The organism is Streptosporangium sandarakinum, from assembly GCF_013409935.1.
Classification (GTDB): Bacteria; Actinomycetota; Actinomycetes; order Streptosporangiales; family Streptosporangiaceae; genus Streptosporangium; species Streptosporangium nondiastaticum.
In genome coordinates this window covers 202,135-219,993 of record NZ_JACCCO010000001.1, presented here as the reverse complement: position 1 = coordinate 219,993, position 17,859 = coordinate 202,135, and the positions used below count along the sequence as shown (strand labels likewise).

Genomic DNA, 17,859 nt, shown 5'->3' with positions numbered 1-17,859 from the left:
CTTGTGCTCAGAGGTGCTGAATGTCGTGTTTATAGCGCTTCCGCCTTCTTTCCGCCACTCCTACAGTGATGGCCACCGTCAATCGAGCCGAACCCTAGAGAGTCATATGAGCATCCGCGTGTACCGCAACGCCGCCATCCGCACAGGAGACAGCGGCAACCCGTTGGCCCAGGCCATGGCCGTGGACGGTGAGCGGCTACTGGCCGTCGGCGGAGAGGCCGAGGTGCGCGAGGCCGCGGGCGGGGGAGCGGAGCTGATCGACCTGGAGGGCGCCGCGGTGCTCCCCGGCCTCTACGACGCCCACATCCACACCGCGCAGTACGCCCAGAGCCTGGACGCGGTGGACCTGCGCGACGTGCGCTCCCTGGACGAGGCGCTGACCAAGGTGGCCGCGCACGCGGCGCGACTGCGGCCGGGCGCCTGGCTGTTCGGCGGCCGGTGGAACAGCAACACCTGGGACCCGCCGACCCAGCCCGACCGGTACGCGCTGGACTCGGTCTGCCCCGAGCTGCCGGTCGCGCTGCCCAGCGTGGACGGCCACACGGTGTGGGCCAACTCCGCGGCCCTGCGGCTGGCCGGCATCGACGCCGGCACCCCCGACCCGGTGGGCGGTGAGATCGTCAGGGACGCGAGCGGCGAGCCCACCGGCATCCTGCGCGAGTCGGCCTCCTACCCGCTGCGCAACCTCATGGTCTCCGCCGACCTGCGCGACCAGCTCCGCGCCGCGCAGGAGGAACTGCTCGCGCTCGGCCTGACCAGCGTGCACGACATCGACGGCGAGGACTGCCGGGCCGCCTACCTGGAGCTGCGCGACGCCGGTGAGCTGAAGATCCGCGTGCACAAGGCGATCCCGATGACCCATCTGGAGGCGGCCATCGCCGAGGGGCGCCGCACCGGGCAGGGCGACGACTGGTTCCGCACCGGACCCGTGAAGATCTTCAGCGACGGGGCGCTGGGCTCGCACACCTGCCACATGGGCGAGTCCTTCGCCGGCGAGCAGGGCAACGTGGGCATCGCGGTCACGCCGTACGAGGACCTGGTCAGACTGTTCGGCACTGCCGCCGGGGCCGGCATCGCGGTGGCCACGCACGCCATCGGGGACCAGGCCAACCACCTGGTCATCGACGCCTACGAGGCCGTCGGCCGTACGGCCGGGCTGCGGCACCGCATCGAGCACGCCCAGCACCTGCGGACCGCGGACCTGGCCAGGATGGCCAGGCTGGGCATCGTCGCCTCGATGCAGCCCGTGCACTGCACCAGCGACATCGACCTGGTCGACACCCTGCTGGCCGGGCACGAGCTGGCCTCCTACGCCTGGCGCGGGATGCTGAACGTCGGCGTCGCGCTGGCCTTCGGCTCCGACGCCCCGGTCGAGCACCCCAACCCCTTCGCCGCGCTGTACGCCGCGGTGACCCGTACCCGCGTCGACGGCACGCCCGCCGGCGGCTGGCAGCCCGAGCAGCGGCTGAGCATGGGCGAGGCCATCACCGCCCACACCCTCGGCGCGGCCTACGCCGCGGGCGAGGAGGACCACAAGGGCGTACTCGCACCCGGCAAGCTCGCCGACTTCATCGCGGTGGACACCGATCCCTTCGTGGAGTCGCCGGCCGCCGTGCTGCGTACCAAGGTCATGACCACCGTCGTCGGCGGCGAAGTCCGCTGGCAGCACTCCTGAAGGAGCACCCCCTTGAAGACCCGGATCCTCACCACGCTCGCCGCCGGCGCGCTGCTGGCCGCCACCGCGGCCTGCGGCGCCCAGTCCCTCGACGACGGCGCGTCCGCCACGGCGCCGGCCGCCGCGCCGGACGTCGTCCTCGACCAGGCCCCCGCCGAGGAGAAGGCGGCCGACGTCATCAACGCCATCACCCCCGACAAGGACCTCGCCGCCAAGGCGCCGGCGAAACTGAAGTCCGACGGCCTGAAGGTCGTCTCCTCCATCGGCTACCCGCCGATGGAGCTGTTCGCCAGCGACGGCAAGACCCCGATCGGGTTCGACCCCGCCCTGTCCAGGGCCATCGCCAGGAAGCTCGGCGTCAAGGTGACCATCACCGACGAGGAGTTCAACTCGCAGATCCCCGGTGTGCTCACCGGCCGCTACGACTTCGTCATCTCCTCTATGACCGACAACCCCGAGCGGCAGGGCCAGGTCACCTTCGTCGACTACGTGCAGGCGGGCTCGGGACTGCTGGTCAAGGCCGGCAACCCGGCCGGCGTCAACGGGCCGAAGGACCTGTGCGGCAAGACGGTCTCCGTCGTCGACAACGGCTCCTCGATGGAGCTGGCCGAGAAGTACGACGCCGACTGCAAGAAGGACGGCAAGGCCGCGGTGGACATCCTGAAGTTCCCCGGCGACACGGAGGCCATGCTCCAGGTGGGCAACGGCCGCGCGCAGGCCCTCATCACCGACTACGTGGTGGCCGCCTACAAGGCCGCGGACCCCAAGCTCGCCATGGAGGCGATCACCCTCGAAGGCACCGAGAGCCCGTGGGGCATCGGGATGAAGCCGGACAACAAGGAGCTCATCGAGTCCGTCAAGGGCGCGCTGGACTCGCTCATCCAGAGCGGGGAGTACGGCAAGCTGCTCGCGGCGTGGAACCTCGACAAGCTGGCCGTCCAGTCCGCCGTGGTCAACGGCGGTAAGTGACCATGCGGACCGAACCGATCACCGACGCGTCGGGCAGGCCGATCCCCGTCGCGCGGACCTGGCACTGGGGCCGCTGGCTGGCCGCGGTGGTCGCGCTGGCGGTCGCGGCCCGGCTGGCCTACCTCATGGTGGCCAACCCGAACCTGGAATGGGGCAAGGTCGCCGAGTACCTGTTCCACGAGCGGATCCTGAGCGGGGTCTGGGTCACCATCGAGATCTCGGTCCTGGCCACGGCCCTCGGACTGGTCCTGGGCGTGCTGGTCGCGATCATGCGGCTGGCGCACAACCCGGTGCTGAGCGGACTGGCCTCGTTCTACATCTGGTTCTTCCGCGGCACGCCGGTGCTCGTGCAGCTCATCTTCTGGTACAACCTGGCGTTCCTGTTCCCCGAGCTGGTGCTCAAGATCCCGTTCACCATGATCGGCGTCAAGTGGGACACCAACCAGGTGATGACCGGCTTCACCTCGGCCATGCTGGGGCTGGGGCTGAACCTCGCCGCCTACTTCGCCGAGACCGTGCGCGCCGGGATCCAGGCCGTCGACCAGGGCCAGACCGAGGCGGCGTACGCACTGGGCATGACGCCGGCCAAGCGGATGCGGGTCATCGTGCTGCCGCAGGCGCTGCGCATCATCATCCCGCCCACCGGCAACGAGTTCATCTCCATGCTGAAGACCACCTCGCTGGTCTACGTGGTCGCCGGGCACGACCTGATGACCAACGCCAGCCAGATCTACAAGGCGAACAACCTGATCATGGAGCTGCTGATCGTGGCGAGCCTCTGGTACATGCTCATGACCGCCGTGGCGACCTTCCTGCAGGGCAGGCTGGAGCGCCGCTTCGGCTCCGAGGCCGTACGGCTGGTGCGCGGCGGCGGCCTGGCCGCCAGGATCCTGCCGAAGGCGGCCGCATGAACGCGGCGGACGAGCAGATCGTGCAGGCCTCGGGCGTCCGGATGAGCTACGGCGACGTGCAGGTGCTCAACGGCGTCGACTTCACCGTCGCCTCCGGCGAGGTGAGCTGCATCATCGGCCCGTCGGGCTCGGGCAAGTCCACGTTCCTGCGGTGCCTCAACGGCCTGGAGCCGGTGCTCGGCGGCAGCCTGCGGGTGCTCGGCGAGGAGGTCGGCCACACCCTGCGCGGCGGCAGGTACCACCCCTGGACGCCCAAGGAGTTCGCCGCCTTCCGCAGGAACATCGGCATGGTGTTCCAGCGCTTCAACCTGTTCGCCCACCACAGCGCACTGGAGAACGTCGCCTGCGGCCCCGTCCACGTCCTGGGCACCCCCGCGGACCGGGCGCGGACGCTGGCCATGGAGCACCTGGACCGGGTGGGCCTGGCCGACCACGCGCACAAGCGGCCCCACCAGCTCTCCGGCGGCCAGCAGCAGCGGGTGGCCATCGCCAGGGCGCTGGCGATGAACCCGGCGCTGATGCTGTTCGACGAACCCACCTCCGCCCTGGACCCGGAGCTGGTCGACGAGGTGCTGGAGGTCATGAAGGGCCTGGCCGTCGAGGGGATGACGATGGTCGTGGTCACCCACGAGATCGCCTTCGCCAGGGAGGTCGGCGACTGGCTGACCTTCTTCGCCGACGGCGTGGTCGTCGAACGGGGCCGGCCCCGCGAACTCCTGGCCAACCCGGGCCACCAGCGGACCAGGGCCTTCCTGTCCAGTGTGCGCGACCCGAAGGAGCGCGAGGAGTCCCGGTAGGCGGTCCGGCCGGAACGTCGTGGGAAGCCCGGCCTGAACAGGCCGATCCCGCTCGGCGGCCAGGCGTACGGCCTGGGGGCCGGTTCCGGCCGGCATCGGCTTCTAGTACATCGGCGGGACGAGCAGCAGGTCGTCCGTCTGGTAGGTCAGGTCGCCCCTGACGTCCACCACCCCGTCCACCTCGTGGATGGCGGCGGAGGCCGCGGTGACCTGCGAGCTGCGGGGGACCTGGCCGGTCAGCGTGACCACGCCCGCCTCGACCTCCACGGTGACGTCCTCGACCGGCACGCCGAGCCCGGCCAGAACGTCCTCGACCTCCAGCCGGACGTCCTGCGACGGTCGCAGGAAGACCTTCAGCAGGTCGCGCTGGTGGACGGTCCCCACCATCCTGCCGGTCACCGGGTCGATCACCGGGAGCTGCTTGATCCTGGCGGTGTGCATCAGCCGGGCCGCGTCCCGCACCGGCGTGCCGATCGTGACGGTGATCGCCGGGCTGGTCATGATCGCGCCCGCGACGGTGCCCGCGGCCTTGCGCCGCTCCCGGCGCTGCTCGCGGCCCTCGAACAGGGCCGCGCCGTACCGGTTGCCGGTCGTCTCCTTGAGCAGGAGGTCATCGTCCGACACCACGCCCACCGGCCGCCGGTCGGCGTCGATCACCGTCACCGCGCCGACCTTGAACCGCTGCATGGTGGCGACCAGTTCGGCGAACGGCGCGTCCTGCCGGACGGCGATGGCCACCTTGCCCATGATGTCCTTCACCTGCATCGTCATCGCTGACCTCCTCGTGTCCGGCTCAATCGTGCCGCCCCGGGGCGGGCCGGGGGCAGCGACGAAGGTCCCCGGGGCGAGGGACGTTCATCCTCGCCGTCCCCGGCCGATCGGCCCGCACCTCGCGAACCGGACACCGGATCCGGTCTCACGGCCCGGGGGGCCGTGCGCCGCGGTCGGGTCCGGAGTCCGTCCCTCACCGCGGGGCGGGGTCTCCGGGAGGCCGCGCGCCGCGGTCGGGTCCGGCGTCCGCCCCTCGCCGCCGGGCGTCGTCGCTGTACTAGGGTGCCGAGGGTGTACGTGAAGATCTGCGGGCTGCGTGAGCCCGGGCATGTGACGGCCGCCGTCGAGGCGGGCGCGGACGCGGTCGGCTTCGTCCTCACCCGGAGCCCCCGGCGGATCACCCCCGCCCTGGCGCGGGAGCTGGCCGCGGCGGTGCCGCCGCACGTGCTGACCGTGGCGGTCTTCGCCGGGGAGACCCCGGACGAGATGCGGGCCGCCGCGCTGGAGGCGGGGGTGCGCGCCGTACAGCTGCACGGCGACCATCCGCGCGAGGACTTCGCCGCGCTGCGGGACCTCGGGCTCACCCTGGTCCGCGCCGGGTCGGCGAGCGCCGACCCGCGCTGCGGCGCCTTCGGCGAGGACCTGCTCATCGTGGACGCCCCCAGGCCCGGCTCCGGGGAACCGTGGGACTGGGCCGCGGTGCGCGGGCGGACCACCGGACAGTGGATGCTGGCCGGCGGCCTGGACCCGGCGAACGTGGCCGAGGCGGTCGACGCCGCCCGGCCGTGGGGGGTGGACGTGTCGAGCGGGGTGGAGACCGCGCCGGGGGTGAAGGACGCCGGGCTCATCCGCGAGTTCGTCGCCGCCGCCCGCGCGGCCGCCCCCGCGCGCTGATCCCGCCCCGGCCGGGCGCCGGGCCGGATCGAGGGGTGAACGCCCGTTTCATGCGCGTTCGGGTGACCCAGGGAGATCACCGGTGATATACACCCCTGGAAACCCCAGGGGGTGAGGCATGCGCAGGAAACGGCTCCTGGCACTGATCGGCACGGCGGTGACGATCGTCGTCGTCAGCGTGTACGGCCTGCTGACCGCGCCGGACGCCGGGCGAGCCTCCCCGGGGCGGACGCCGGGCCCGACGAGGGAGATCACCCTCACCGACGAGGAGCCGCCCGGCCAGGCGCCCACCGGGCCACTCGTGTCCCCCACTCCCACCCCGGCCCCGGCGACCCCCGAGGCGGCGGCCGCGCGGTACGTCGAGGCGTGGCAGGCCGGGAACCTGACCGCGATGGCGGCCCTGGTCGCCGACCCGCCGGCCGACTTCGCCGGGCGGCACCTGGACTTCGACCGCGACCTGCGGGTCTCCTCGCTGTCCCTCACCCTCGGTGAGACGTTGCGCGAGGACGCGGCGGCGGCCGAGTTCGCCTTCCACGGGGTCCGGCGGATGGAGGGCTTCGACGACCCCTGGGAGTTCGCCTCGGTGCTTCACCTGGCGCGGCGGGACGACACCTGGAAAGTGCTGTGGACCCCCGAGACGATGCACCCGTCGCTCAGGGACGGCGGCTCCGTCCAGCGCACCGAGACCACGTTCCGCCGGCCCGCCACCCTCACCCGGGAGGGCGAGCCGTTCCCCAGGCACAGCAGGGCCGACCGCTACGTCTCCGGGCTGGAGGGCACGGTGACGGTGCCCGCCCTGGTGGAGCGGCCCTCGGGCCGCGAGCTGCTGGCCGCCCCGGTGCCCCCGCTGGACGGCAGGCGCAGCACGATCTCCCGGCCGGTGCAGGCCGCCGCGGCCCGCGCCCTGGACGGCGTCGGCGGGCCCGCCGCGATCGTGGCCCTCGACGTCCGGAGCCGCCAGGTGCTCGCGGTGGCCGACACCCTGGACGAAGGCCAGGCCGCGTTCACCGGCCTCTACCCGCCCGGCTCGACCTTCAAGATCGTCACCGCCGCCGCGCTGCTGCGCGCCGGCCTCACCCCGGACACGCCGCTGCCGTGCCCGGCGGCCTACACCGTCCCCAACGGCAAGGGCTTCAGCAACGACGGCGGCGCCGACCACGGCACGGTGACCCTCACCGCGGCCTTCGCGTTCTCGTGCAACACGACGTTCGCCCAGCAGACCTACGAGCGGCTGGGCGGCGGACGGCTGGCCGCCGAGGCCGCCGACCGGTTCGGCTTCCGGGTCAAGCCCGGCCTGAGCACGTGCCGGATCGGCCGGGGCGAGACCCAGGACGAGCTCACCACCGACGCCATCGGCCAGAACTCGGTGCTGGCCAGCCCGCTGTGCATGGCGGAGGTCGCCGCCGCCGCGGCGAGCGGCGTGTGGCGGCCCGCCGTCATGACGGACCGGCCGGACCCCGACCTGCCGGCCGCCGTCCCGCTCGACGACGGCGTGGCCACCGCGCTGCGCGCGATGATGGCGGCCGTGGTCACCGAGGGCACCGCCGCGCGGGCCGGCCTGCCCCCCGGCACCGCCGGCAAGACGGGCACCGCCGAGGTGGGCGACGGGGCGTCGCACGCCTGGTTCGTCGGCTACCGCGACTCGGTGGCCTTCGCGGTGTTCGTCCGGCACGGCGGTGGCGGCGGCGCGGTGGCCGCACCCATCGCCGCCCGGTTCCTCAGGGCGCTCTGACCGCGGCGGGCCCGGGGCCGACCCCGCAGCCGCGCCCCGCCGAGCGCGAGTCCGGCCCCGTAGTTGACGGCGATGGCCGACAGCAGCAGCGGGGTGTGCGTTCCGGCGCCCCAGGCGTAGAAGATCAGGCTGGCCACGGCGACGACCGCGTTGCGGTGGCGCGGCGGGAACAGCAGGTAGGCCAGCAGCGTGGCCGGCATGAAGAACCACAGGAACAGGGGGGAGGCGAACGACATCGGCGTCCAGACGGTTTCCGGTTCTCGTCGCGATGCCCGTCAACCCTTGACACGCCGTCGAGGGCGCGTCCCGGGCCGCCGCGCTCCGGCGGGTCTCTCCGGGGCCGCCGGTGCGACGGCCCGCCCTACGGCCTTCAGCGTGTCCATCGTCGTTCTCCTCGGCTGGTCGGGGTACGGCGGGTCCGGAGGCGGACCCGTCCGGTCGGTCACCCCTACTTGCCACGCCAGGCCGGAATGTTTCACGGGTGGCCGGAAACGGCCCCGCCCGGCGCCGTCGCCTCCGTCCTCGCCGGGCTTCGCGGACCCCCGCACCGGGGGCCCCTCCCCGCACCGGCGGCCCCTCCCCGGGACGCCGCCTCTCAGGGAGAGGACGGCAGGCGCTCCAGCCGCCGACGGATCTCGGCCACCTGGAGCGGCTCGGAGATCCCGTCCCACGGCGCCAGCGCCGCCAGCCCCGCCCCGCGCCGCTCGGGCGCTCCCGCGGGGTCGAGCCGGGCGAGGTGCAGGTTCGCCAGCGCGGTGGTGACCCCGGTCGGCGGCAGCCGCCGCAGCGCCGAACGCAGCAGCCCGGCGGCCTCCTCATGCCGTTTCCCGGGGAGCGCCGCCGCCCGGTGCACCTGGCAGCGGAGCCGGCCGGACCCGTCGCCGGACCGTTCGTACAGCTCGGCGGCCCTCGCCCAGCCCTCCAGTGCCTCGTCCTCCTGACCCTGGTACCGGTGGACGAGCGCGAGGACCTCCCGGACGTGCGCCTCGACGTGCGCCTCGACGTGCGTGTCACCCGCGGACGCGGGGCCGCCGAGGGCCCGCATGAGCAGCTCCTCCGCCCCCTCGTACAGGTGCCGCGCCTCCTTCCTCCGCCCCTGGGAGTCGCAGACCTGTCCCCAGCGCACGTGCAGGACGGCCATGTCGAGCCGCAGGACCGCCCGGCCGGTGACGTCCCCGCCGGGCAGGGCCTGGCCGTACCGCACCAGTGACGACTCCACCGCGGTGTACTCGTCGCCCCTGGCCAGCAGCGTCACCGCGCGCGCCAGGTGCAGCTGGGCGGGCCAGGAATCCGGGTCCCTCAGCAGCCGTTCGGCCCGGCCGAGATGCCGCTCGGCGGCGCCGGGGTCACCGAGCATCAGGGCGATCAGGCACAGCCGCAGCTCGGCGGTCGCCTGGACCGCCTGGTTCCCCAGGTCCGATGCCGCCTTCGCCAGGGCCAGGGCGGTCTCCCGCCGCTCCTCGGTGCGCTGCTCGAAGGCGAACCACGCCTCCAGGGCGTCGGCGATCCGCCACAGGGGACCGCCCTTGCCCCGGTTGGGCCGGTACTCTCCCAGCATCTGCAGCAGCGTTCTGTCCTCCAGGGCGAACCAGTCGCGGGCGTCCTTCGCGGGAAGCCGTTCGACGAAGGAGTCGGCCCGGTCGGCGAGGTGTTCGGCCAGGTCCTGCCACGCCGCCCGCTCCCGGCCCTCCGGCGCCCGTACGGCGGGGCGGGCGGCGTCCGTCACCCGGTACCGCGACTCCCGCACCTTGTCCACCAGGCCGTGCCGGCACAGCTCCTCCATGGCCTGGGCGGCGTCGCGTTCCGGCCGGCCGGTGAGCGCGACGATCTCGTCGATGCCGAGCTCGGCGACCGGCGCGTGCGCCAGCAGCGCCAGCAACCGCCGCGCCGCCGCGTTCATCCGCGCCACCCGCATGCCGAGCACTCGCTGGAGGGCGAGGTCGTGGGCTCCCTGCCCCGCCAGGTCGGTCACCAGTGTCGCGATCGGGACCATCGGGTTGTCGACGAGCCAGCGGCCGATCCCGACCGCGGTCTCGGGGGTGCCCAGGAACCGGACGGCCAGCTCCCGCGTCGCCGCCGGGTCGGCCTCGATCCACGCGTCCGGGACCATCGAGCGCAGCAGCGCCACGCCGTCGGCGGGTTCCAGGGGGCCGAGCCGGACGACCGCCACGTCCCCCGGGAGCGGGTCGTCCGCGTCCGCGTCGAGGGCGCCCGCGATGATGATCATGCTTTCCGGTACGTCGCGCGGAAGCCAGCCGACCTGCCGCCACCGGGAGACGTTGTCGAGGAGCAGCAGGTGGCCGGGGTCCCGGAGGGCGGCGGCCACCTCCCGCGCCGCCGCCTCCAGGCTCGTCGCCGTCTCCAGCGGACGGCCGAGCGTGCGCAGCACGCGCTCGGCCACGCTTCGCCTGCTCTCCGGACTGGACCGGTTCTGTCCCCGCAGGTCCACGTAGTGCTGGCGCTCGGGGTCGGGCACCAGGGCCCACCCGGCGGCGACGGCCAGGGCGCTGGTTCCGATCCCGGCCACCCCCCGCACGACGACCGTCCGGTGCTCCCCCGCCCGGCCGGTCACCTCGGCGATCTCCGCGTCCCGTCCGAACAGCGGCTCGACGGGCGCGGGGAGGCCCCGGGGCTGCGCCTTCGGCGACGGGAGCGGCTTGGGCCGGCGCAGCCGCCGCGCGACGGACACCACGCCGTACAGCGCCATCCCCCCGGCGAACGCCACCCACCGGGGGACCACGTCCAGGAAGGTGTTGAAGAAGATCTCGATGACGGTGGCCCCGCCGAACCACCCGAAGAACTCCATCACCCTGTCCGCCGGCGCCCTGTCCCGGGGCCGCGGCGCCCCGCGCGGCCTCATCGGCGGACCCCCTGCGTCAGCCCCCGCACCAGCCACCCGCCGGTCACCAGCAGCAACACCGCGGGCACCGCCGTCATCAGCACCCCCTGCGCGGCGAGTTCCCCGGCCGAGGTCGTGAAGTACCGGGACGCCTGCCGCATGGTCAGCGGCGCCTGGTCGGCGGCCGGCCAGTTGAGCAGCAGGCTGACGACCAGGTCGTTCCAGACCAGCACGAACGACAGCACCGCCACCGTCGCCACCGCGGGGGCCGCCTCGCCCACCACCCGCGCCAGCGCCGAGCGTCGCGCGGTGCGGCGCGGCGCCACCGGCCGGGTCACCGGAGGCCGCGGCACCGACATGAACGCGTTGCGCAGCAGCAGCACCCCCAGGGGCAGCAGCAGCGCGGCGTGCACCGGGCTGAGGGCGAGCGTGCTGCCCAGCACCCCGCCCAGCGCCCACCCCAGCGGCGCGGCCAGCGCCTGCGGCGGCAGGACGGCCAGCACGACCGCCGCCGCGGTGGCGGCCCGCCGCGCGCGGCGGGGGAGGGCCGCGTGGGTCAGGGCGTAGGCGGCCATCACCGCCGGTACCACGACGAGGAGGGCGGCCAGCAGCCCGCGCTGCGCCGTGGCCCACAGCGCGTCCGCGAAGAAGCCGCCGTCGAGCGCCTCGCCGTACGAGCCGGCCCCGTAGCCGCCGGTCCACCACCCGGAGGTGGCCACGGCGTCCGGCGACCGGAACGAGGTGAGCAGCAGGACGACGAAGGGGAACGCCCAGAGGCCGGTGACCGCCCCGGCCGCCACCCGCCGCGGCCATCGGGCGTCTCCCGCCCCGGCCGCCGTCCGCCGCGGCCCGCGGGGGCCGCCCGGCGCGGGCTGCGGCGGCCACCGCCACGGACGCTCGGCATGGGGCCAGTCCTGGCGCAGCCGCCCCAGCACGACCAGCGCCACCGCGACGGCCGTCACGGTCAGCAGGACCGCCAGCGCCGCCGCCCGCTCGTCCCCGAGGACGGTACGGCGGCGCCACCACAGCAGCCCGGCGACGTCCACCTCCGGCTGGACCGAACCCGGCGCCCCCACCAGGACCAGGTCGAACACCCGGGCCGCGGCGGTGAGGACGATCAGCAGCGCCACCGCCGCCGTGGGGAACAGCGCGGGCGCCGTCACCGCGCGCAGGCGCCGCAGCGGCCCCGCGCCGAAGGCCCCGGCCACCCGCAGCAGGTCCTCGGGAAGGTTGGCCAGGCCCACGTGGAAGACGAGGAACGCCAGCCCCGTCCACTGCCAGGCGAACGCCAGGCCCAGCACCAGCCAGATCCAGCCGCGGCCGGTGAAGAGCACCGGCTCGGGCAGCAGGGCGTTCACCGTGCCCAGGCCTGGGTCGGGAGCGAAGATCATCCGGAAGATCACGCCCGCGGTCAGCGGGGACGTCACCGTGGGCAGCGTCAGCGCGACCACCAGCAGCCTCCGCAGGCGCGGTCCCACACCCCGGGCGAGCCAGGCGAGGCCCAGCCCGAGCGCGCAGACCACCAGTGCGAGCCCCAGCCAGTCGGCGTTGTTCCGCAGGGCCGTCCGGACCTGCGCGTCGTTCACGACGTCCCGGTAGGCGTCCAGGCCGCCCTTCCCGGTGAGGCTCGTCACCACGGTCGCGGCCAGCGGGACGAGCAGGCCGGCGACCACCAGCCCGGCGGCGGGCAGCAACAGCAGCCACGCCTTCCACCGCCCGCGGCCGGGTGACTTCGCCGGCGCGCGCATGTCGTGGTACGGGGCCGCCTCGAAGAGGAAGGCGTCGTCGCGGCTCATGACCCGTCCGCCCGCGAGGCCGCCGCTTCCACCGCTGCGGCGTGCGCGGTCCGCGCGGCCTCCTCGGCCTTGCCGGGCGGACAGGGATCCACCGCGACCGCGGCGAACAGGTCGGTCAGGATGCGCCAGAGCCCCTGTCCGTCCCCGCCGGCCAGGGCGCCGCCGAGCTGGTCGGACAGGTCGAACGCGATCGAGCGGCCGGTCGCCTGGGCGCCGGGCTTCCCGGACTCCGCGAGTCCGCGGAGCTCACGGAGCTCGCGCGCCAGCGGCCGCACCGGCGCGGGGTAGTCGTCGTCGCGCAGGCCGGCGCCGAGGGACAGGAACCCACCGGCCCTGGCCCAGGGGGCCAGCCGTTCGCGCATCTCCCCGCCGGTGAGCCGCGCAACGAACCGCTCGCCCCGCTCCTCGGAGGAGGCCAGTGCGACCACGGCGTCCCCGCCGACCAGCAGGGGCGGCCGTTCTCCAGCCGAGCAGGGGAAGCGGAACCAGCGGGCCTCCCGGCCCGGGGAGCGGTAGCGGTCGATGACCGGCCAGGCGAAGTCGGGGCCGGCCACCATGTCGGCGCGGCCGTACCGGAAGACGTCGAGGATCGCGTCGTGGAACTGGGTGACCAGCGCCCGCCGCCCGCCGCCGGGGACCAGGCCGGGGATGGACCACAGACACGCCAGCCGGATGAACGCCTGCGCCACCCGCTCGTCCCCCCAGTCCGCCGGGTCCAGCAGGTGCAGCCTGCCGTACAGGTCGGGGGCGTGGCCGAGGAGGACGTTCTCGAACCAGTCGGTGAGGGCCCACCCGTCGGCCGCGGGCACGGAGAGCGGCGGGCGGCCCGAGGCGGCGCGGTCCCGGCACAGCGCCCACCACGCCTCCCAGCCGGTGGGCGGCGACGCCACGGCCTCCGGCCGATACCACACGAGCGACTTGTGCGCGACCTTGAACCAGACGCCCTTGGCCTGCCCGTCGCCCGGGCCGGTCACCAGGTCCCGCCAGAACGACGGGTCCTGCGAGGTGAGCGGTTGCAGCCGGGAGCGGATCTCCGGGTCGCGGATCAGGCCGGGCTGCGGCACGATCGCCACGTCGGGGGTCGCGGCCGGGGCCACCGGTTTCCGCAGCAGCGCCGCGATGTCGTTCCCCGCCGAGTAAACGGTCACCGGCTCGCCCTCCAGGACCCGGCGGAAGCGGGCCAGCTCCCAGCCGCTCCACACCACCGCGACCCGCAGGGGCCGCTCGGCGGAGCAGCCGGTCAGCCCTGCCGCGGCCAGTCCGGACAGCGCGGCCAGGGCCCGCCTACGGTTCATCCGCATCGACGACCTCCCATCGGGCCGAGGGGGTGCCCAGTGTCTCGATCCGGTCGTCCTCGTCGCCGACCACCAGGACCGGCAGGTGCGGGAGGGCGGCCAGGCTCCTGCCCACCACCGAGTGGCAGGGCGGGTGGCCGGCGCGGTCCTCCACCAGCACCGCGTTCGGCCGCCGCCAGTAGCACATCGCGCGGGCGAGCGCCACCCAGAGCCGCTGGTCCGCGGACAGGTCGTACGGCCGGCGGTCGAGCGGCACGCCCAGGTCGAGCCGGTCGGTGATGAAACGCACCTGTCCCCGCAGGAAGTCCCTTCCGTACCGGTGTCCCTTTTCGTCGCGGCCGCGCAACCCGAAAACGATGTTCTGCTCGATCGTCAGGTGGGGCAGCAACCCGCCCCCGGCCGGCACCAGGGCGATTCCGCGTTCCCGGGAGGACAGTGAGGTGACCTCCTCTTTCCCGCTCAGTATCCGGCCACGGATCGGCCACGCCCGGCCCAGCAGCAGGTCGGCGAAGGCGTCCGCGTCACCGGCGTCCTCCGCCAGCACGACCCCGACCCGGCCCGCCGCGACCGACAGGAGACCCGGGTTCAGGGTGCGGGGCCTTCCTCCGTGCTCCCAGGAAAGGCCGTCCAGCTGAAGCGGCCGTCCCGTCACGAATTCATCACTCCATATGTCGCCGGGGGTACTTACTTCTATAACGCACCGGAATTGGAATACGGAAGGTTATCGGGAAGTCTGCCGGAAATCCTTTTTCGGTCCTGCGGAATATAGGGAATCGGTCTTTTTCCAGGGTCGTACGCCCGTGCCGCCGCCGGACGGCGGCCGGTGGAGGGCTGCCGGAGGCGGCGGCGCGGGCGTACCGTGTGGTGATCACCGATGGGCGACCGTCGAGAGGAGCCGCCGCCATGGGCGCCACCGGCAACACCGAGATCTACCGCAGGGCCCGCGACGGACTGCTGGGCGCGGGTGGCGACCACGCCGGGGCGGTCGCGCGGTTCGCCTGGCCTCGCTTCGAGGGCCCCTTCAATTGGGCCGTGGACTGGTTCGACGCGATCGCCCGGGGCAACGACCGCACGGCCCTGTGGGTGAGCCGGGAGGACGGCTCGGAGACCCGCCTCACGTTCGACGAGATGGCCCGCCGCTCCGACGCGGTCGCGGCGTTCCTGGCGGCCCACGGCGTCTCCCGGGGCGACCGGGTCCTGCTGATGCTCGGCAACCAGGTGGAGCTGTGGGAGTCGATGCTGGCGGTGATGAAGCTCGGGGCGGTGATCCTCCCGGCCACCACCGCCCTCGGCCCGGCCGACCTGCCCGACCGTGTGGAGCGGGGCGGCGTGCGGCACGTCGTCGCCAACGCCGCCGACGCCGCCAAGTTCGACGGGGTGGACGGCGACTACACGAGGATCGGCGTGGGCGGCGCCCCGGCGGGCTGGGCGGACTACTCCGAGGCCCACGCCGCCCCGGCGCCGCCCGCACCGCACCCGGGCACCTCGCCGGACGACCCGTTGCTGCTGTACTTCACCTCCGGCACCACCAGCAGGCCCAAGCTGGTCGAGCACAGCCAGGTCTCCTACCCGGTGGGCCACCTGACAACGGCCTACTGGATCGGCCTGCGCCCCGGCGACGTGCACCTCAACATCAGCTCGCCGGGCTGGGCCAAACACGCCTGGAGCTGTTTCTTCGCGCCCTGGATCGCCGAGGCCACGATCTTCGTCTGCGACTACCGGCGGTTCGACCCGCGGGCGCTGCTGGAGCGGATCCGCGATGCGGGGGTGACGACGTTCTGCGCCCCGCCCACGGTATGGCGGATGCTGATAAAGGCTGATTTGTCCGGTGGTCCCGGCCGGCTGCGGGAGGTCGTCTCGGCGGGCGAGCCGCTCAACCCCGAGGTGATCGAGCAGGTCCGCCGCCACTGGGGGCTGACCCTGCGTGACGGCTTCGGCCAGACCGAGACCACTCTGTCGGTCGGCAACATCCCCGGTATGCCGGTCAAACCGGGCTCGATGGGGCTGCCCCTGCCCGGCGTGCCGGTGGTGCTGATCGACCCGGTCACCGGGCGGCCCGGCGACGAGGGGGAGATCTGCATCGACCTCGGCCGCCGGCCCGTCTCACTGATGACCGGCTACCGCGGCGACGACGAGCGCCACGCCCGGGCCACCGCCGGCGGCCACTACCACACGGGTGACGTCGCCACCCGCGACGCCGACGGCTACGTCTTCTACGTCGGCCGCACCGACGACGTGTTCAAGTCCTCCGACTACAAGATCTCCCCGTTCGAGCTGGAGAGCGTGCTCGTCGAGCACCCCGCGGTGGCGGAGGCGGCCGTGGTGCCCGCGCCGGACGAGCTGCGGCTGGCGGTGCCCAAGGCGTACGTCGCCCTGGCGGCCGGGTGGGAGCCGGACCGCGGAACCGCGCTGGCCATCCTGCGCCACGCCCGCGAGAGGCTGCCGCCGTACCAGCGGGTGCGCCGCCTGGAGTTCGCCGAGCTGCCGAAGACGGTGTCGGGCAAGATCCGCCGGGTCGAGCTGCGCGGCCTGGAGGAGGAGGCCCTGCCCGGGGGCGGGCGGCCCGCGGAGTGGCGCGACGAGGACTTCCCCGAGCTGCGCTCCTGACCGGGCGCCCCCGTGCTCCGGACGCTCCGGGAGGGCGGGGGCCGCTCGCCCGGAGCGTCCCCGGAGTCCGTCGCGAGGGACGCTCCACGCGGCCGGGGGACGGCCCCCGGCCGCCGCGGTGGCGCGGATCAGCCGGACCGGAGAGGCTCGTGGGGGAGGGGCTCGCCCCGCAGCCAGCCGGCCAGCCGGTCGCGCTCGACGAGGATCAGGCCCGCCTCCCCGGCCTCGGCGAGGGCCTGGCGGGTCAGCCGCCCGGAGGTGACCAGCACACCGGTGTGCCCGGCGAACGCGTGGGCCAGGGCGCCCAGGAAGTTGCGGACCTCCGGGGCGCCGACGCTGCCGGCGTAGCGCTTGCACTGGAAGGCGTAGCGCCGGCCGTCCGGGCCGACGGCGGTGAGGTCCACGCCCCGGTCGCCGGAGCCGCCCAGCTCCCGGATCTGGCGGAAACCGTCCCGGCGCAGCAGCCCGGCGGTGAGCGTCTCGAACTCCGGGCCGGTCAGCCGGTCGACCCGTTCCAGCTCCAGGTTGGCCTCGAACCACCGGCGCTGCCGCGCGGCGACCGTCCGGGCCCGGACGATCGGCACGGCCGCCGCCGCGGCGAGCACGGCGACGGCCGACGCCACGAACCACGGCAGGTGCGACCGGGCGAACGGCAGCGCGCTGCGCAGCGCGGCGTAGGCGAGCACGGCGGCCACGCCCCACAGGAACAGGTCGGTCCACCCGAACCCTCCGCCGCGCCGGCCCTTCCTCCTCCCGGTCCGGTTCGTTCCGGTCCGGCGTCCCCTGGCCGGTCGTCGGCTCGGCATCGTGTCAGCTCCCGCGGGGGTAGGGGGATCGGGCGCTCGCGCCCTCGGCGGAACCGTTTCCCCCGATCGGGGCCCGCAACCCCGCCGGGCCGCAACTCGCGCGGCCCCGCCGTACCCGTACGGCGCTCCCGCGACGCCGCGGGAGCGCCGGGCCGGTCAGCTCGCGCCGGGTACGGTGACGTTCTTCTCCTTGAAGTCGTAGCCGTTCCGCGCGGCGCCCTGCTGGAGCTGGCTGAACGCCTGCCTGCCCGAGGTCACGTCGGCCTCGGTGGCCGTGCCGTTGCGCAGCTTGGCGGTCAGCGCGTCGAAGCGGTCGCTCACCGCCTTGACGCTCCGGCACAGGCTCGGGTTGGCGAGCGCGAAGCCGCGGGCCACCTTCAGCTCGTGGATGGTGAACAGGCCCGCCACCGCCGCCTTCGCGAAGGTGCGCTTGCGCTTCTCCGCCCCGGCCTTGAACCCGCCGCTGCGCAGCGGCCGGTAGATGTAGCGGTGGAACGCCCCCAGCGCGAGGCCCGCGTGCAGCGCGAAGCGCGTCTTGGCGAGCGGCCTGGCGTTGGCCCCCGTGGGGCACTCCCCTTCGTACGCGAGGTCGGGGCCCGCGTGCGGCGGAGGGGCCGCCGCAGGCGAGGTGGCGACCACCGGGACCTCGGGCGGCGGGGCGGCCGGCCGCCGGTCGCCGCCGCACCCGCCGAGCAGGGTCGCCGTCAGCAGCGCCGCCATCGTCACGGCGGCGGGTCCGGCACTTCGAGCAGCCATATCTCCCCCTG

The 17,859-nt window shown here is 74.3% G+C and carries 15 protein-coding genes; 7 read left to right on the top strand and 8 right to left on the bottom strand.

Translation table 11 applies throughout. The features are described from left to right. The first annotated feature begins 106 nt into the window (after nucleotides 1–106). From HDA43_RS01075 to HDA43_RS01060, 4 genes are read left to right on the top strand one after another with little or no spacing between them, the layout of a single operon-like run. Nucleotides 107–1,675 carry an amidohydrolase gene (locus HDA43_RS01075; RefSeq protein WP_179817868.1) on the top strand — a complete coding sequence of 523 codons (1,569 nt, stop codon included), beginning with the start codon at nucleotides 107–109 and terminating at the stop codon, nucleotides 1,673–1,675. 12 nt (nucleotides 1,676–1,687) lie between these two features. Next, nucleotides 1,688–2,644 carry an ABC transporter substrate-binding protein gene (locus HDA43_RS01070; protein WP_179817867.1) on the top strand — a complete coding sequence of 319 codons (957 nt, stop codon included), beginning with the start codon at nucleotides 1,688–1,690 and terminating at the stop codon, nucleotides 2,642–2,644. Between the two features lie 2 nt (nucleotides 2,645–2,646). Further along, nucleotides 2,647–3,555, top strand: a complete 909-nt coding sequence (locus tag HDA43_RS01065) for an amino acid ABC transporter permease (protein ID WP_218911548.1) — start codon at nucleotides 2,647–2,649, stop codon at nucleotides 3,553–3,555. Then, complete coding sequence (locus HDA43_RS01060; RefSeq protein WP_179817865.1) at nucleotides 3,552–4,352, top strand: amino acid ABC transporter ATP-binding protein; 801 nt, start codon at nucleotides 3,552–3,554, stop codon at nucleotides 4,350–4,352. The genes HDA43_RS01065 and HDA43_RS01060 overlap by 4 nt, the downstream gene beginning before the upstream one ends. A gap of 102 nt (nucleotides 4,353–4,454) precedes the next feature. Here HDA43_RS01060 and HDA43_RS01055 read toward each other — a convergent pair whose 3' ends face one another. Continuing rightward, the gene (locus tag HDA43_RS01055) at nucleotides 4,455–5,123 is read right to left on the bottom strand and encodes a CBS domain-containing protein (protein WP_246423877.1); all 669 of its coding nucleotides are present in this window, start codon (nucleotides 5,121–5,123) and stop codon (nucleotides 4,455–4,457) included. 291 nt (nucleotides 5,124–5,414) lie between these two features. Between HDA43_RS01055 and HDA43_RS01050 the strand changes: the two genes are divergently transcribed. After that, the gene (locus HDA43_RS01050; protein WP_179817864.1) at nucleotides 5,415–6,017 is read left to right on the top strand and encodes a phosphoribosylanthranilate isomerase; all 603 of its coding nucleotides are present in this window, start codon (nucleotides 5,415–5,417) and stop codon (nucleotides 6,015–6,017) included. A gap of 118 nt (nucleotides 6,018–6,135) precedes the next feature. Continuing rightward, nucleotides 6,136–7,749 (top strand): penicillin-binding transpeptidase domain-containing protein, encoded by a 1,614-nt coding sequence (locus HDA43_RS01045; RefSeq protein WP_179817863.1) that lies wholly within the window; start codon nucleotides 6,136–6,138, stop codon nucleotides 7,747–7,749. On the opposite strand, the gene HDA43_RS01040 is transcribed toward HDA43_RS01045, so the two are convergent. From HDA43_RS01040 to HDA43_RS01020, 5 genes are all read right to left on the bottom strand, one after another. After that, entirely contained in the window at nucleotides 7,650–7,985 is a 336-nt protein-coding gene (locus HDA43_RS01040) for a hypothetical protein (protein WP_179817862.1), read from the bottom strand. The genes HDA43_RS01045 and HDA43_RS01040 overlap by 100 nt on opposite strands. Before the next feature lie 359 nt (nucleotides 7,986–8,344). Continuing rightward, nucleotides 8,345–10,555, bottom strand: coding sequence for a tetratricopeptide repeat protein (locus HDA43_RS01035; protein ID WP_179817861.1), 2,211 nt, complete (start codon nucleotides 10,553–10,555; stop codon nucleotides 8,345–8,347). A 50-nt stretch (nucleotides 10,556–10,605) separates the two neighbouring features. Beyond that, nucleotides 10,606–12,384 carry an ABC transporter permease subunit gene (locus HDA43_RS01030; protein ID WP_179817860.1) on the bottom strand — a complete coding sequence of 593 codons (1,779 nt, stop codon included), beginning with the start codon at nucleotides 12,382–12,384 and terminating at the stop codon, nucleotides 10,606–10,608. After that, nucleotides 12,381–13,685 (bottom strand): hypothetical protein, encoded by a 1,305-nt coding sequence (locus HDA43_RS01025; RefSeq protein ID WP_179817859.1) that lies wholly within the window; start codon nucleotides 13,683–13,685, stop codon nucleotides 12,381–12,383. The genes HDA43_RS01030 and HDA43_RS01025 overlap by 4 nt, the downstream gene beginning before the upstream one ends. Further along, entirely contained in the window at nucleotides 13,669–14,331 is a 663-nt protein-coding gene (locus HDA43_RS01020; RefSeq protein ID WP_179817858.1) for a P-loop NTPase family protein, read from the bottom strand. Before HDA43_RS01020 ends, HDA43_RS01025 begins: the two co-directional genes overlap by 17 nt. Before the next feature lie 251 nt (nucleotides 14,332–14,582). Between HDA43_RS01020 and HDA43_RS01015 the strand changes: the two genes are divergently transcribed. Further along, the gene (locus HDA43_RS01015) at nucleotides 14,583–16,286 is read left to right on the top strand and encodes an AMP-binding protein (RefSeq protein ID WP_179817857.1); all 1,704 of its coding nucleotides are present in this window, start codon (nucleotides 14,583–14,585) and stop codon (nucleotides 16,284–16,286) included. 128 nt (nucleotides 16,287–16,414) lie between these two features. Here HDA43_RS01015 and HDA43_RS01010 read toward each other — a convergent pair whose 3' ends face one another. Continuing rightward, on the bottom strand, nucleotides 16,415–17,092 hold the full coding sequence (locus HDA43_RS01010; RefSeq protein ID WP_179817856.1) for a restriction endonuclease: 678 nt from the start codon (nucleotides 17,090–17,092) through the stop codon (nucleotides 16,415–16,417). 156 nt (nucleotides 17,093–17,248) lie between these two features. Beyond that, the gene (locus tag HDA43_RS01005; RefSeq protein WP_179817855.1) at nucleotides 17,249–17,848 is read right to left on the bottom strand and encodes a hypothetical protein; all 600 of its coding nucleotides are present in this window, start codon (nucleotides 17,846–17,848) and stop codon (nucleotides 17,249–17,251) included. Nucleotides 17,849–17,859: the final 11 nt, after the last annotated feature.

Bases quoted from the DNA above. Each gene is read 5' to 3' on its own strand.
- HDA43_RS01075 (WP_179817868.1), top strand. From the start codon at position 107: ATGAGCATCCGCGTGTACCGCAACGCCGCCATCCGCACAGGAGACAGC.
- HDA43_RS01065 (WP_218911548.1), top strand. From the start codon at position 2,647: ATGCGGACCGAACCGATCACCGACGCGTCGGGCAGGCCGATCCCCGTC.
- HDA43_RS01060 (WP_179817865.1), top strand. From the start codon at position 3,552: ATGAACGCGGCGGACGAGCAGATCGTGCAGGCCTCGGGCGTCCGGATG.
- HDA43_RS01055 (WP_246423877.1), bottom strand. From the start codon at position 5,123: ATGACGATGCAGGTGAAGGACATCATGGGCAAGGTGGCCATCGCCGTC.
- HDA43_RS01045 (WP_179817863.1), top strand. From the start codon at position 6,136: ATGCGCAGGAAACGGCTCCTGGCACTGATCGGCACGGCGGTGACGATC.
- HDA43_RS01040 (WP_179817862.1), bottom strand. From the start codon at position 7,985: ATGTCGTTCGCCTCCCCCCTGTTCCTGTGGTTCTTCATGCCGGCCACG.
- HDA43_RS01035 (WP_179817861.1), bottom strand. From the start codon at position 10,555: ATGGAGTTCTTCGGGTGGTTCGGCGGGGCCACCGTCATCGAGATCTTC.
- HDA43_RS01030 (WP_179817860.1), bottom strand. From the start codon at position 12,384: ATGAGCCGCGACGACGCCTTCCTCTTCGAGGCGGCCCCGTACCACGAC.
- HDA43_RS01025 (WP_179817859.1), bottom strand. From the start codon at position 13,685: ATGCGGATGAACCGTAGGCGGGCCCTGGCCGCGCTGTCCGGACTGGCC.
- HDA43_RS01015 (WP_179817857.1), top strand. From the start codon at position 14,583: ATGGGCGCCACCGGCAACACCGAGATCTACCGCAGGGCCCGCGACGGA.
- HDA43_RS01010 (WP_179817856.1), bottom strand. From the start codon at position 17,092: ATGCCGAGCCGACGACCGGCCAGGGGACGCCGGACCGGAACGAACCGG.
- HDA43_RS01005 (WP_179817855.1), bottom strand. From the start codon at position 17,848: ATGGCTGCTCGAAGTGCCGGACCCGCCGCCGTGACGATGGCGGCGCTG.